We start from the raw sequence: 14,532 nt of genomic DNA on the forward strand, positions 1-14,532 counted from the left end.
TAGCGAGTTCTCCGGCCCCACCTTGGCGCGAGCATCGCAGGGCAGTCCCGCTGTAAGCGGGACCACCAACATGAAGCCCTGACGGACGCCCTCCCAGCCCTCGCCCCGCGCTCTTACGACAAAGCGCCACCAGCACCAAATCAGACGACTTGCCCCCTCAACCACCACCGGTTCACGGGGCTCCCAGCCCTTTCCCTTAACCCAGCGACCGGCCGCACCAGCAGGATCAGGGACAATACCCAGTTCAGCCCCCGTGGGCCCCTGAGGTTTTCCGCTTTCCGTTCATGTCCGCCTTGATCCAGAGACTCAAGCATCCAGCTGCGCGCCTGCTCTCGGCCTTTACCGGCCCGCGCATCCTGTATGGCTGGGCGAACGCAGACGGCAGCTGGTGTCCTCACACCCGCGTCAGCACCCACACCTGTTTCGAAGGCCTGGAAGGGCTGAAGCTGGGTGACCACGTCTTCATTGGGCACTTCAACCGCATCGATGGCTCCAATGGCCTGGTGATCGAAGAGGGCACGCAGGTCACCAATTACGCCTCCGTCCTCAGCCACTCCAGCCACAAGGCTGTGCGCGTGATGGGGCGTCGCTACATCAACGATCCCAACCCCTTGGGCTATGTGCGCAAAGCCACCCACATCGGTGCCTACAGCTTCATCGGCCCGCACAGCGTGATCGCGCCGGGCGCGAAAATCGGCAAGGGCGTGATCGTGCAGGGCTACAGCTTTGTGTCCGGCGTGGTGCCAGATTTCGCCATCGTGGGCCCGCAAGCGCACGGCAAGCCAGCAGTCGTCATGGGCGATACCCGTGAGCTGGACCGCGCCATGCTGCAGCGCCATCCGGAACTGCAGGCGCTGTACGCGCACTGGGCCGGCAAGGACAACCTGCGTCGTGCACTCGGTGCGCAGCAGGAACAGCAAGCTGGTCAGGAGCCCGCATGAGCCGTCGTCCAGATGACGCCGCCGTGCGCATCCTGTTTTTTGCCGATGCATCCAGCGTGCACACGCGCCGTTGGGTCGCGGCAGCCGTCGAGCGCGGCGCCGAAGCCATCGTCATCACCCGCCAGCCTGCCGATGTGCCGGGTGCCCGCGAAGTCATCGCCATCGAGCCCGGTAACGACAAGCTGACCTGGTTCAAGGCCTTGCTCAAGGTGCGCCAGGTCTCGCGTGAGGTGGGCAAGCGTTTCAAGCCCACGCTGGTGCATGGCCATTACGTCACGTCTTACGGCTTGTGGGCAGCGATGTGTGGACTGAAAGTGCCCACCGTGCTCACGGCCTGGGGCAGCGATATTCTGGTCACGCCACGAGAGAGCCGCCTGATGCGCGCTGTGGTGGGCTGGTCCCTGCGGCACGCCGACCTCATCACGGCAGATTCGATGGACATGCTCGACGAGATCGCGCGCTATCACCCCTCTGCACCGTGCCATCAGATCCTGTGGGGCGCCGATACCGACAAGTTCGTGCCGGGCGACCCAGGCGAGGACTTCGATGTCATCAGCCTGCGCACCTGGGAAGCCAACTACAACATCGACCTCATCCTGGAAGCCTTCTCGCGCTTCCTGATGCTGCGCCCCCAATCACACGCCCGCCTGCATCTGCTGGGCGGTGGCCCCATGCAGGCCACGCTCGAAGCCCGCGTGCAGGAACTGCGCCTGCTGCAGCAGGTGCGCTTTCATGGTCGTGTAGGGGATGTCGAGATGGTCAACGCCATCCAGCGCAGCAAGGTGAGCGTGTCCGTGCCCACCAGTGATGCCACCTCGGTGTCCGTGCTCGAATCCATGGCTTGTGGCCTACCCATCATCGCGTCCGACTTGCCGGCCAATCGGCAGTGGATCGACGACAAGGGCGGCTGGATCGTACCCGTGCGCGATGTGGACGCCGTCACGCAGGCACTGGTTACCGCATACGACCATCCGATGCAGGCTGCGCAGATGGGTCTGCACAACCGCGCGCGCATCGAACGTGATGCCTCTCGCCGCGGTCAGATGGACGCCATGTGGCGCCTGTATCAGAAGCTGCTGCACCCCACCGTGCCGCGCATCAAGCGCCATCGCGCCTCGGCGCGTTGAACCGGGTGCCCATGAGCGATCAAGCACGCATCGTCTCGGTCATCGTGCCCTGCCGCAACGAGCAGGACCACATCGAGGCTTTCTGCCGCAGCGTGGCCGCACAGGCCGTGCCGGAAGGCTGGGCGCTGGAAGTGCTGATCGCCGATGGCCTGAGCGACGACGGCACACGCGAGCGCCTGGCCGCTTTGTGCGCCCAGGACACTCGCTTCGTGATGCTGGACAACCCCGGTCGTATCGTGTCGTGCGGCCTGAACCGTTGCATCGAGCAAGCGCGTGGCGAGTTCATCGTGCGCCTGGATGTGCACACGGTTTATGCCGATGACTACATCGCGCAATGCCTGGCCACCTGGCAGCGCACCGGTGCTGACAATGTGGGGGGGCCCTGGAAGGCGCAAGGCGTGGAGGGGCCGCAAGGCACCGTGCAACGCGCCATTGCGGCGGCCTTCCAGTCCCGCCTGGTGGCCGGTGGCGCCTTGTCGCGTGATCTGGCCTACGAGGGCGAGGTCGATACGGTCTACCTGGGCTCCTGGCCGCGCCAGACTTTTGAGCGCTTCGGTGGCTTCGACGAAACCCTGGTGCGCAACCAGGATGACGAACACAATCTGCGCATCCACAAAGGCGGCGGGCGCATCTGGCAATCGGCCAGCATCCGCTCCACCTACTTCCCGCGTGCCAGCAAGATGGACGTGTTCCGCCAGTACCGCCAGTACGGTTACTGGAAGCCCTTCGTGATGAAAAAGCACGGGCAGGCTGCGGCCCTGCGCCACCTGATTCCGGGCTTGTTCGTTGGCGTGATGTGCTTGCTGCTGTTGTTGACGGCGATGGGCAGCCTGGCTGTGTTCAGCCTGCCGTCGGGCGCCTTGCGCACGGCCATCAGCTGGGGCACGATGGCCTGCGCCAGCACCTTGATCCTGCAATCCATTTTGTACGGCCTGGCCGTGTATGCCATCAGCTTCAGCATCGCCCGCCAGCAAGGGCGCGAACTGATGCGGCATCTGCCTGATGTGATCGCCGCCTACCACTTTGGTTACGGCCTGGGCTCGCTGCGTGGCTGGTGGGATGCCATCGTGCGTGGTCGGCCCGATCCCGCCTTTGGTCGCCTGACACGCGGCAAGGCCGCTGCGCGATGAGTGCACCCTTGAATTTCCGAGAGAAACATCCATGAGTTCCTCCTCTTCTTCCGACAACGCCTTGCCCTTCCTGCCCTTCGCCTTGCCTGAAATCGGCGAGGAAGAGATCGCAGAAGTGGTGGACACCCTGCGCTCCGGCTGGGTCACCACTGGCCCCAAGGCCCGCAAGTTCGAGCAAGCCTTCACGGCCTACCTCGTTGGGGATTCAGGTGATGACACCCTGCAGTCCATCGCCGTGAACTCGGCCACCGCGGGCCTGCACCTGGCGCTGGAAGCCCTGGGTATCGGCCCTGGTGACGAGGTTATCACCACCACGCACACCTTCACGGCCACCGCCGAAGTGGTGCGCTACCTGGGCGCCGACGTCAAGCTGGTTGACATCGATCCGGCCACGCTCAACATCGATCCCGCAGCCATCGAGGCCATGATCACGCCGCGTACCAAGGCCATCATGCCGGTGCACTACGCGGGCCTGTCGGTGGACATGGATGCCATCTTCGCCATCGCGAAGAAGCACAACTTGAAGATCGTGGAAGACGCGGCCCATGCGCTGCCCACCACCTACAAGCAGCAACTGATCGGCACCCTGCAAAGTGATGCCGTGGTGTTCAGCTTCTACGCCAACAAGACCATGACCACGGGCGAAGGCGGCATGCTGGTCACCCGTGATCCCCAGCTTGCTGCGCGTGCCAAGGTCATGCGCCTGCACGGTATCAACCGCGATGCCTTTGACCGCTTCACGGCCAAGGTGCCCAGCTGGTATTACGAGATCGTGGCCCCTGGCTTCAAGTACAACCTGACGGACATCGCGGCGGCTCTGGGCCTGCACCAGTTGCAGCGTGTCAGCGGTTTCCAGGTCCGCCGCGAACAGATCGCTTCCCGCTTTGATGAGGCCCTGGCTGATCTGCCCCTGATCCTGCCACCGCGCCCACGGCACGCTGGGGATTTGCACTCGTGGCACCTGTATGTGGTGCGCTTGAGCGATGAAGCCACCATCAACCGCGATCAACTGATCGACAGCCTGTTTGCCGACGGCATCGGCGTGAGCGTGCACTACATTCCGCTGCACCTGCACCCCTACTGGAAGGACCGCTACGACCTCAAGCCCGAGCAGTTCTCGCACAGCCAGAAGGCCTACGAACGCATGGTGACGCTGCCGCTGTACACGAAGATGACGGACGACGATGTCGAGCGCGTGATCAAGGCTGTGCGCAAGGCTTTCGGCAAGGCCTGACAAACAAGGCAAGCGAATTGACACGGCAGATGAGCAAGCGACTGTTCGACTGGATCCTGTCCACACTGGGCCTGCTGATGCTGGCGCCGGTGCTGCTGCTCATCGCGTTGGCGGTCAAGCTGGATTCGCCCGGGCCGGTGTTCTTCAGGCAGGAGCGCGTGGGGCGCTACGGCAAACCGTTTCGCATCCACAAGTTCCGCACCATGCGGCATGAACCTGCTGGACAGGGCCTGCAGATCACGGTGGGGGCAGACAGCCGCATCACCCGTGTCGGCGGCTTCCTGCGCAGCACCAAGCTCGACGAACTGGCGCAGCTGATTGACGTGTGGGAGGGCGCCATGAGCCTGGTTGGCCCGCGCCCTGAAGTGCCGCGCTATGTGGCGCACTATCCGACCGACCTGCGCGAGAAGATCCTCTCCGTGCGACCAGGCATCACCGATATCGCCTCCATCGAATACCGTGACGAAAGCCATGTGCTGGAGCGTGCGGCGGACCCCGAATACGCCTATATTCACGAGGTGATGCCCCACAAGCTGGCCCTCGCGGCGAGCTATGTGGATCAAGCCTCGGTGTGGACCGATATCAAGCTGATCGTGCGCACCATCCTGGCGATCTTGAGCAAGTGACACGATGACCCATCCGGACGGCGCCTACCTGCCCTCCATCAAGGAACGAAGCCCCAGCGTTGACGCCGAGCGCCTGCGCAATTCGGTGGCGGACTGGTCTGCGGCGCTGGCTGCCGTCAGCGATCTGCCGTCTGCCGTCCGTCAGGACGTGGTGGATGCGCTGGAGCTGGCGCAGCGCTTCAACGCCGAAGTGGTGCGGCCCTGGGCCCTGCAGATCGATCGCCAGGCCATGGACGATCCGGCCTACATCCCACGTGAGCTGATCCGCCAGGCCGGCGAGTGGGGCTTGTTCACACTGTGGCTGCCCGTGCTGTTTGGCGGCAAGGGCTGGAATTACCTGTCGCTCTACGCCTTCCTGGAGGAGGTCGCCTCGGCCTGTGCGGGTGTGTCCGCCGTGATCGGCGTGCACTACATGGGCCAGGGCGCCTTGATGGCATCCTGGAACCTCAGGCTGGCCGCGAAGATTTCTGCCGAGGTGTGCGCCGGTGAGCGTCGCGGCGAGCCTTGTCTCATGAGCCTGGCGCTCAATGAGCCCCTGGCCGGCACCGACACCACCGACACCCAGTTGCTCGCTCAGGCGAATCTCGTCACGCAAGCTGTGGCGCAGCCTGATGGCAGCTACATCCTGCGCGGCCGCAAGAACTACATCTCCAACGGCCATGTGTCGACCTGGCACATGGTGGTGGCCTACGAGGATCTGACCCAGGCGGCAGACACCATGGTCGTGCTGGCGGTGCGCACCGATATGCCTGGTGTGCGTGTGGGCGAGATGATGGACAAGATGGGGCAGCGGGCCTGTGTGGCCTCCGAACTCATCTTTGAAGACGTTCATGTGCCTGCTGATTGCGTGGCCATTGATCGTCAGCGCGCCAAGGGCCTCAAGCGGCCGTACCGTGAGGTGGCCCAGACTCTGCTGGATTACATCTCGGCCTGTACCCGTTCCGGCGTCGGCGCGTTTGCGGCTGGCGTGGCCCGTGGGTCTTATGAAGCTGCGCGCGATTACGCCGCGCGCAAGGTGCTGCCGGGTGGCCGTTTGATCGAGCAGCAGTGGGCTCAGACCACGCTGGCCGAGATGAACAAGAACGCCATCCTGGCGCGTCAGGCCTACCTGGAGTCGGCACTGGCCAATGGTCTGGGTGGCCTGTTCCGCATGATGTTTTTCAGGCCTTTGTACTGGGCGGATCAATTGGCGCCGGCCAGCGTCTGGCGCTTTGCGGCGCGCCGTGTCCTGCAGTCGCCTGATGCCACGCAGTGGTTCCAGAAGCGCTTTCTGGACGCGCAACCCAAGGAGTGGCAGAACCTGATCTCTGGCCTGGCCTCGCTGGCCAAGTTTGCCAGTGCCGATCTGGCCATGAGCAATGCAGGGCTGGCACTGGAGTTGACAGGGGCTGATGGCCTGCGTCACGAGATCGGCATAGAGAAGCGCTTGCGTGATGCCAAGCTGCTGCAGATCCACGAAGGCACCGATCAGATCAATCGTGTCAACCTGTTCAAGTGCCGCTTGCGGCCCGATCAAGGTGTGCGCGTCTTTATGCGCGAGGACGAAGCCCTTGCCTTGCCGGATCCGGCCATGAACTGGTTGTCGGCGCCTCAGAGCGATTGGTGGCGTGTGGCAGATCAGTTTGCGCGGGAACAATTGCCCGGCTTGTCGTTCCAATCGGCTCTGGATCACATGCACGGCCTGGGCTGGGCGAATGTCTGCGGCGAGTCGAGCGTTGGCACGCAAGCCTCTTCGCTGGATGCTTTGTATCAGGTGCTGGAAGCCTTGTCGGCCGTGGATGCCAGCATGGCGGCTGCCGTGTATGGCAGTGCTGCAGCGCATCTGGCCTTGCGCCACAGTGATGGTGGCGCCGATCAGCTTCAGTTGAGGCGTGAATTGGCTGGCGAATGGCTGGCGTGGCCCGCTTTCCATGGTCTGCATGATCAACTCTGGCCGGCTGTGGATGCGCAAGGCTATCTGCGTGGTCAGGTCGACATGCTGATGCTGGGTGGGTATGCGCGCTGGGCCGTGCTGCCTGTTCAGGGGCGTGATCAACTCATGCATCTTGCTGTGGTGGACCTGACGCATCCGGCCGTCATCCGCGGTGAGCGCCTGCTGACCCTGGGCTTGTCCAGCTGCAGCATCAACGACGTTGAGCTGGGTGGTGTGCCGTGTGAAATCATCAAGGGGGCGCTCACGCCTGCTCTGTTCCGTCGGCTGTCCGGTCTGTTGGCGCCAGCCGCGATGGCCATGTTGTGCGGCGTCTCACGGGCGAGTCTGCAGCAAGCGCTTGCCCATGCCTCATCGAGACAGCAAGGTGGCGGCAACTTGCTTGGATGGGGGGAAGTGCGACGACTCCTGTCTGCCATGCAGGAGCGCCTGAGCGTGATGCAGGGGGCGTTGCAGGCAGCGATGTCAGGCGCCTTGCCCGCAGACGCGGCGCAGTTCGCCGCCTTGCAAGTCGGTGCACAGGCGTGTGAGTTGACGGTTCAGGGTGTTCAGCTGATGGGGGGCGACGGGTACCGCTCCGGCTCAGCCCAAGGGCAACGCATGAAGGATGCGCGGCAACTGCAATGCCTGCAGGGTGGCCTGGCCTTGCGCCGTCAGCACTTGCTGAGCCGAGACTGATGTTTGAGTTGCGCGTAGCGCACGCGCAACCCACTTGGGCGTTCCTGTCCGCGTCGTGAGCGAGCCCCGACCTGCCCGTTGAGCAGGGCCGGCCACATTAACTGTCACCGATACCGCACAGCTTGAGCAGTAACCTGTGCAGTTCAGCCTGTTCTGGGGCGTTCAGGCCCTGCACCACTTCCTCGTCCTGCTTTTGAACAGCGGCGGTGATCTTGATCAGGTCCGCCTTGCCTTTGTCGGTCAGGGCCAGACTGAAGGCACGGCGGTCTTCGGTCGAAGGCAGGCGCTGCATGTAGCCCAACTCTTCCAGTGCATCCACCAGGATGACAGCGCCGGATCGGGCAATGCCCATGATCTTGGCCAACTGGGTGAGCTTCAAGCCCGGGTTGAGCGACACGATGACCATGGCAGAAAACCGGGGCGGCGTGATGCCCCAGGGTTCCAGCGCCAGGATGAACTTTTCGTACATCTTGATCTGCACGCGCCGCACGGCGTAGCCCATCAAGTTGTCCAGCACACCGTATTGAATGCCCGGTACGTGGGCTACAAAAAGTTCCGAATCGCTCATTGTTGTTGGTGTATCTGGATCACGCGTGTGTCCGAATTGTAGATAGCCTGTGACCTGTTTTCGGCGACCAAGGTCACATCGACACGCCGAATGTAAAGGCGATTGTGTGCTGCATCAGCACGCCACGATGTTCACAGCCAGCCCTCCGCGTGCAGTTTCCTTGTATTTGTCTTTCATGTCGGCGCCAGTCTCGCGCATGGTCTGGATGACCTTGTCGAGGCTGACGCGGTGTGAGCCGTCACCGTGCAGTGCCAGGCGCGCGGCATTGATGGCCTTCACGGCGGCAATCGCATTGCGCTCGATGCAGGGGATCTGCACCAGGCCACCGACCGGGTCGCAGGTCAGGCCCAGGTGGTGTTCCATGCCGATTTCCGCCGCGTTTTCGATCTGAGCCGCCGAGCCGCCAAGTACGGCACACAGGCCCGCGGCGGCCATGGAGCAGGCCACGCCCACCTCGCCCTGGCAGCCCACTTCGGCGCCCGAGATGGAAGCGTTTTCCTTGTAGAGCAGGCCGATGGCGCCAGCAGTCAGCAGAAAGTCCATCACGCCTTGCGCGCTGGCGCCCGGCACGAAGCGCCAGTAGTAGTGCAGCACCGCCGGCACGATGCCCGCTGCGCCGTTGGTGGGGGCGGTTACCACGCGGCCACCTGCTGCGTTTTCTTCGTTGACAGCCAGGGCGAACAGGTTGACCCAGTCCATCACGTGCAAGGGGTCCAGCGCGGCTCCGGCAGACTGGAGGCGGGCATGCAGGCCGGGTGCACGGCGTGTCACCTGAAAACCGCCCGGCAGCACGCCCCCAAGCTCGCAGCCGCGTTGGACGCAGGACTGCATGGCGTGCCAGATGCGCATCAGCCCGGCAGTGATCTGCTCATCGTCACGCCAGTGGCGTTCGTTGCGGCGCATGAGTTCGGCCACGCTGATGCCGTGCTGCGCGGTGAGCGCCAGGATGTCGGCGCCACTGTGGAAAGGCAAGGGCAGCACGTCGATGTCCGGCGCGATCCGGGCCTGCCTGCCTGCGTCGTCCGCAGCCTCCTGGCTGAGCACGAAGCCGCCGCCCACCGAGTAATACACGGCTTGCTGCAGCGTCTGGCCTTGGGCGTCCAGTGCCGTGAAGCGCAGGCCGTTGGGGTGAAAGGGCAGGGATTGATTCGGGATGAAGCGCAGGTCTTGTGCCTCATGGAAGGGCAGGCGGTGCGCTCCCAGCAAGGTCAGTTCATGTTGATGGCGCACCGCGTCGATCAGCGAGGTCACGTCATCAATGGGCACGGTGTCAGGATCATGGCCCATCAGCCCCAGCAGCACGGCCTTGTCGCTGCCATGCCCATACCCGGTGGCGCCCAGCGAGCCGTAGAGATCGATGCAGACCCTGCGTGTGGCATCCAGCTGAGCGTGAGCCTGCAGGCGCTGGGCAAAGAGTTTGGCAGCCCGCATCGGGCCCACCGTGTGCGAGCTCGATGGGCCGATGCCCACCTTGAACAGGTCAAATACCGAGACAGCCATGGGGTCCCCGTCCGTGTGCTTCATCTTCGCGCCGTTGAGGCTCGCGCAGCAAGACGGGGTTCGCCCTAGATGCAGGCATCAGGGCGTTGAGGAATGCACAGCCGGCCTCTCTGTCGCCGGCTGTGTCTCAACGAGTGTGGACGGCTGTCAGTGCGCAGCCTGGAAGAGTGCGGCACCGGCACGCATCGGGTCACCCGTCGATTCAAAGGTCTGCACCCACACAGGGTAGCTGTGGATGACCTTGTGCTGCCACGGATGGAAGCCGGGCTTGTAGTACGCCATCAGCTTGAGCGTGTTGCGGGCAAACAGGCCGCCGGGGCCATACAGCCACCACGCACCCTTGACGCACATCACCATGCGCTGGCCAAACGAGAAGCCATCGCCTTTAAGCAGCAGGTTGGTCAGGCGCATGCTGTCGACCACGACCTTGTACAGCGCGTGGGTCATGGCGGCGCAGCGCTTGAAGTAGCCCACCTTGGCCACTTGCTGCATGACGTCGAAGGCGACGGCCTTGTGCTCCATCTCTTCGATGGCGTGCCAGGCCCACATGGCGCGCACGTTCTCGTCAGCGGGGGCCATCACGTCCTTGGTCTCGAACAGCATCTGGGCCATCATGGCCGTGAAGTGCTCGAAGGCGGCGGTCAGGGCCAGGTTGTATTCAGCCGAGTAGACGCGGTTGTACTTGTCGAACAGGGCCTTGGCGTCCACCAGGATCTTGTCCACGTCCACACCCTGCTTGCGCAGCAGGTCGTTGTAGTGCGTGTGCGCGATGCCGTGCTGGCCTTCCTGGCGGATGAAGTTCTTCACGTCCTCGGCCATCTTCGGATCGTTGATCTGCTTGCGGAAGGCGCGCACGCTGGTGATGAAGTAGCGCTCGCCATCGGGGAAGGCCGCCTGCATGCCGTCAAACAGGCGGGTCTGGAAGGCCTTGCCGCCAAACCACCAGCGCGGGGTCTTTTCGTCCAGCTTGAAGTCGAGCTTTTCGCGGGGAACGATGTCACCAGGGGCGTTGTTCTTGAAGTCGCTCATGTGGGGATGTCTCGTCGGTAACTGTTTGATACGAGTTTACGGGCTGGTGTGCCGATTGACGTATACGTCAACACGACAGCAAGGCATTCGCGGCGACACGACAGGAAGCGATCGCGAAATCCTCACGCCTTGCGTTTCAGGGTTTTCACGGAGATTTCAGATCCCGCATGATGTCGGCTGTGTTGTTCAACCCAAGCTGAGATAAACATGAGTGCAGACATTCGATTCGACGGGCGCGTGGCCATCGTGACGGGCGCAGGCGGTGGCCTGGGGCGTAGCCATGCCCTGCAACTGGCCGCCCGTGGCGCCAAGGTGTTGGTCAATGATCTGGGTGCGGCGCGGGATGGCTCGGTCCCGGGCGTGGCAGGTGAATCGGCGGCCGACAAGGTGGTGGCCGAGATCCGTGCGGCTGGTGGCGAGGCCCTGGCCAATACCGGTTCGGTGACGGACCCCGCAGCCGTGCAGGCCATGGTCGATCAGGCCATGGCCGCCTGGGGTAGGGTGGACATCCTGGTCAACAACGCCGGCATCCTGCGCGACAAGAGTTTTTCGAAGATGACGCTCGATGACTTCCGCTTGCTGGTGGATGTGCACCTGATGGGTGCTGTTTACGGCACGAAGGCCGTGTGGGAGATCATGAAGGCGCAGGGCTACGGCCGCATCATCTTCACCACCTCGTCGTCCGGCCTGTTCGGCAACTTCGGTCAGGCCAATTACGGCGCGGCCAAGATGGCCTTGGTCGGCCTGATGCAGACCCTGGCGCTGGAAGGCGAGAAGTACAACGTGCGCGCCAATTGCCTGGCGCCCACCGCGGCCACCCGCATGACGGAGGACATCATGCCGCCCGAAGTGCTCAAGCTGCTGACGCCTGAGAGCGTCACGCCGGGGCTGCTGTTCCTGGCCAGCGAGCAGGCACCCACACGGGCCATCTTGTGTGCCGGTGCAGGGGTGTTTGCCGCCTCGCACGTGACCTTGACCGATGGCGTGCTGATCGGAGCAGGCGCCGATGCGCCAGAGCAAGTGGCGGCACACTTTGCGCAGATCAATTCGCAACACCAGGAGGCCGTGCCGGGCAGTGGCATGGCGCAGTCCCATCAGGAGATCGCCAAGGTCATGGCGAAGGTGGCATCAGGCGGCTGAAGCCCCGCTTTATCCAGCCTTCTGCAGGAGGCGCAATCCAGACAATGACACGGACCCTTGCCAAGGGTGCGTCCATTTCTCTGTCGAGGTTGTGCCATGCAAACACCATTGATCCCCAAGCGCTCGCCGCTCAAGGCCTGGGTGTGGGGTGTGGCCATGGCGGTTGTTTTGACCGCCTGCGGTGGAGGTGGTGGTGGGGCCAGTTCGACAACTTCAGGCGGTAGCGGCGGCGGCGGTGGTGGCGGAGGCGGCGGCGGTGGTTCGTCCAGTGCGCCAGTGACACTGACCGGCGTGGCCGCGATCGGTGCGCCGCTGATTGGGGCGACCGTATCCGTGCTGGATTCAAATGGCGCGGACTGCGGCTCTGGCACGACGGCGTTGTCTGATGGCAAGTACACCCTGACCTTGACCTGTACGTCGCCGGCGCTGCCCTTGCTCGTCCAGGTTGTGGGCGTGGACATGGCCGGCGTGCCCGTGTTGTTGCACACGGTGCTGCAGACCGTGGTTTCAGGAGCGGGTACACAGATGTATGCCCATATCAATCCCGTGACCAACGCCGTGGTCGCCCTGTTGATGGGACGTGATCCCGGGCCCTCCTTCCTGGCCGGCAAGGCCTCGACGACGGGCAGTGCCACCGCACGCACAGCCCAGTGGGGTCTCTTGGGCAACAGTGCGGCCTACACGGCGGCCAGCACGTTCATCAAGACGATCATCCAGTCCAACCTCAACACGGTGGACCTGAACAGCACGCCCTTGAGCAGCTTTTTCAGCGATTCGACTTTCAGTGCGAACAAGAGGGGGCTGGATGCGGTCATCGAGAGCCTGAGTATTCAGTTTCGCCAGGACAACAGCACGAATCCCATCACAGAGTTAATGTTGATGGGCAATCGTTTGTTGCCACCATGTGACCCGAGCAACACCTGTGCGGCTTCGCCCAGTTCTCGTATGGGCAGCCCTGAAGTCATCGTTAACCTGACGTCGGCCAATGCGCGACTGAACACGTCCACCCCGTCGGTCTCGGCGACCAGCGACATCACGACCACGGTCAAGACCACCACGAGCACCGCCTCACTGATGCGGACGATTTCGGATCTGGACCTGATTCGCAGCGTGCTCAATGCCAACTTGACGCCCATCAACACGGCGATGAACCTGGCGTCCTTGGACTATGTCAAGGGCAGTCCCGCCGTCAACAAACCGGTCTTTTCCGCCAGTTTTGGTACCTATGATGGTGGCAACGCACTGGCTGTGGCGGGGCAACTGGCCGCGTACGGCGCAAGCAACTATCAACTCTCGTCGTTCATGATCCAGGGCTGCCTGGATTACCCCATCACGGCGCTGTGCACCAAGATCAAAGTGGCCGCCTTGGTGCGAGACAGCGGTGGCACTGTTCACGGGGTATTTGAAGGTGTGGCCAACTACATCAGCTCAACAAGCAGTTGGGCCTTGACCGGCAATGGCCGCTCAACGCCTTGGGCCATTCATCCGGCAACATGGCTATACCTCAATGGGCAAGGCACCGAAGTGACGTCTACTGGCGCCCCGCTTCGCCAGGGCATCCAGGCGATTGTCAAAGGGCTGGATTCAGTGACACCCGTGTTCGCAGACGTGATCGCGCCAAGCGGTAGCGTTGCGCACTTCTATGCTTGTGAAGCCGCGACCTACGTGCCACTGTGTCTGAATGCCAACTCGAATGTCGGTTATGAAACGGGTGATCTGGTGCTGGATCAGGTTCTGCCGACCACAGGCACAAGCCTGTTGGGTGTGACGGACGCGCGACCTGGCACCCGTTTTCAGATGACGGCTACCAACGTGGGCGGGCAAGAAACGACCTCCGGAATCTTGATGGCGGATTTGCCTTCTTCGGCGAACCAGGCTGTCTATCCGCGGCCGGACAGCTTCTATGTGGGTGGCTCACTGTTGCAGGCCGATATCACCGGTGGCATGACGCTCAGCTGGGCCACTTGGGCAGCAGCCAATCCGAGCATGCGTGTGATGGAGGTTCGGACAGTCATCAGCAGGCCAGCGACTAACTCGCCGAGCAAGCAGGTCTTCACGATCCAGCCCTTGTCAGCCAATCAACTGGTGATCCCGGCGTTTTCCAGTGTGCCCAATGATGCGACTGAGTATGCGCTGTGGATGATCGCTCTGGATACCCAGGGCCGGCGCTACATGACCAAGATTGTGGTCTCGCCCTGATGGGCGTGACGGGATGCGTGCAGGTCAACGGCGCGCGTGAGTCCGGGGGGTAGACTCGCTGTCTTCTGTAGAAGCGTCATTCCCCATGAGCACCTTGCCATCCTGCCCCCAATGCCAATCCGAGTACACCTACCAGGATGGCGACATTTTCATCTGCCCCGATTGCGCCCACGAGTGGAGCGCCAGCGAGCCTGTGGAAGCCGCTGCTGAGGCGCGTGTCTGGAAGGATGCACACGGCAACGTGCTGCAAGACGGCGACACCGTCACCCTCATCAAGGACCTGAAGATCAAGGGCTCGTCTTCCGTGGTGAAGGTGGGCACCAAGGTCAAGAACATCCGCCTGATCGATGGCGATCACGACATCGATTGCAAGATCGATGGTTTCGGCCCGATGCAACTCAAGACCGAGTTCGTCAAGAAGGCCTGATCG

Annotated in this window: 12 protein-coding genes; 9 read left to right on the forward strand and 3 right to left on the reverse strand. The window is 63.0% G+C overall.

Annotation, left to right across the window (positions count from 1 at the left end):
* Nucleotides 1–284 precede the first annotated feature (284 nt).
* Genes HY836_RS03545 through HY836_RS03570 form a run of 6 tightly spaced genes read left to right on the forward strand, consistent with a single transcriptional unit; the run spans nucleotide 285 to nucleotide 7,666 of the window.
* Nucleotides 285–941 carry an acyltransferase gene (locus HY836_RS03545; RefSeq protein WP_290673639.1) on the forward strand — a complete coding sequence of 219 codons (657 nt, stop codon included), beginning with the start codon at nucleotides 285–287 and terminating at the stop codon, nucleotides 939–941.
* Nucleotides 938–2,068 (forward strand): glycosyltransferase, encoded by a 1,131-nt coding sequence (locus HY836_RS03550; RefSeq protein WP_290673641.1) that lies wholly within the window; start codon nucleotides 938–940, stop codon nucleotides 2,066–2,068. Before HY836_RS03545 ends, HY836_RS03550 begins: the two co-directional genes overlap by 4 nt.
* Nucleotides 2,069–2,079: 11 nt before the next feature.
* Nucleotides 2,080–3,198, forward strand: coding sequence for a glycosyltransferase family 2 protein (locus HY836_RS03555; protein ID WP_290673643.1), 1,119 nt, complete (start codon nucleotides 2,080–2,082; stop codon nucleotides 3,196–3,198).
* A gap of 31 nt (nucleotides 3,199–3,229) precedes the next feature.
* Nucleotides 3,230–4,432, forward strand: coding sequence for a DegT/DnrJ/EryC1/StrS aminotransferase family protein (locus tag HY836_RS03560; protein WP_290673645.1), 1,203 nt, complete (start codon nucleotides 3,230–3,232; stop codon nucleotides 4,430–4,432).
* 29 nt (nucleotides 4,433–4,461) lie between these two features.
* Complete coding sequence (locus HY836_RS03565; RefSeq protein WP_290673647.1) at nucleotides 4,462–5,058, forward strand: sugar transferase; 597 nt, start codon at nucleotides 4,462–4,464, stop codon at nucleotides 5,056–5,058.
* Nucleotides 5,059–5,062: 4 nt separating this feature from the next.
* On the forward strand, nucleotides 5,063–7,666 hold the full coding sequence (locus HY836_RS03570) for an acyl-CoA dehydrogenase family protein (RefSeq protein WP_290673649.1): 2,604 nt from the start codon (nucleotides 5,063–5,065) through the stop codon (nucleotides 7,664–7,666).
* 97 nt (nucleotides 7,667–7,763) lie between these two features.
* On the opposite strand, the gene HY836_RS03575 is transcribed toward HY836_RS03570, so the two are convergent.
* The 3 genes from HY836_RS03575 to HY836_RS03585 form a co-directional block, all read right to left on the reverse strand.
* Nucleotides 7,764–8,234 (reverse strand): MarR family winged helix-turn-helix transcriptional regulator, encoded by a 471-nt coding sequence (locus HY836_RS03575; protein ID WP_290673651.1) that lies wholly within the window; start codon nucleotides 8,232–8,234, stop codon nucleotides 7,764–7,766.
* 114 nt (nucleotides 8,235–8,348) lie between these two features.
* On the reverse strand, nucleotides 8,349–9,734 hold the full coding sequence (locus tag HY836_RS03580) for an L-serine ammonia-lyase (protein WP_290673653.1): 1,386 nt from the start codon (nucleotides 9,732–9,734) through the stop codon (nucleotides 8,349–8,351).
* Nucleotides 9,735–9,881: 147 nt separating this feature from the next.
* On the reverse strand, nucleotides 9,882–10,763 hold the full coding sequence (locus HY836_RS03585; RefSeq protein ID WP_290673655.1) for a metal-dependent hydrolase: 882 nt from the start codon (nucleotides 10,761–10,763) through the stop codon (nucleotides 9,882–9,884).
* 207 nt (nucleotides 10,764–10,970) lie between these two features.
* On the opposite strand from HY836_RS03585, the gene HY836_RS03590 reads away from it, so the two are divergent.
* From HY836_RS03590 to HY836_RS03600, 3 genes are all read left to right on the forward strand, one after another.
* Entirely contained in the window at nucleotides 10,971–11,903 is a 933-nt protein-coding gene (locus HY836_RS03590; protein WP_290673657.1) for an SDR family NAD(P)-dependent oxidoreductase, read from the forward strand.
* 96 nt (nucleotides 11,904–11,999) lie between these two features.
* A complete protein-coding gene (locus HY836_RS03595) occupies nucleotides 12,000–14,102 on the forward strand; it encodes a hypothetical protein (protein ID WP_290673659.1) in 2,103 nt (700 codons plus the stop codon).
* Between the two features lie 85 nt (nucleotides 14,103–14,187).
* Nucleotides 14,188–14,529, forward strand: a complete 342-nt coding sequence (locus HY836_RS03600; RefSeq protein ID WP_290673662.1) for a zinc ribbon domain-containing protein YjdM — start codon at nucleotides 14,188–14,190, stop codon at nucleotides 14,527–14,529.
* The last annotated feature ends 3 nt before the right edge of the window (nucleotides 14,530–14,532 follow it).

Source organism: Aquabacterium sp., from assembly GCF_016234775.1.
Classification (GTDB): Bacteria; Pseudomonadota; Gammaproteobacteria; order Burkholderiales; family Burkholderiaceae_C; genus Aquabacterium.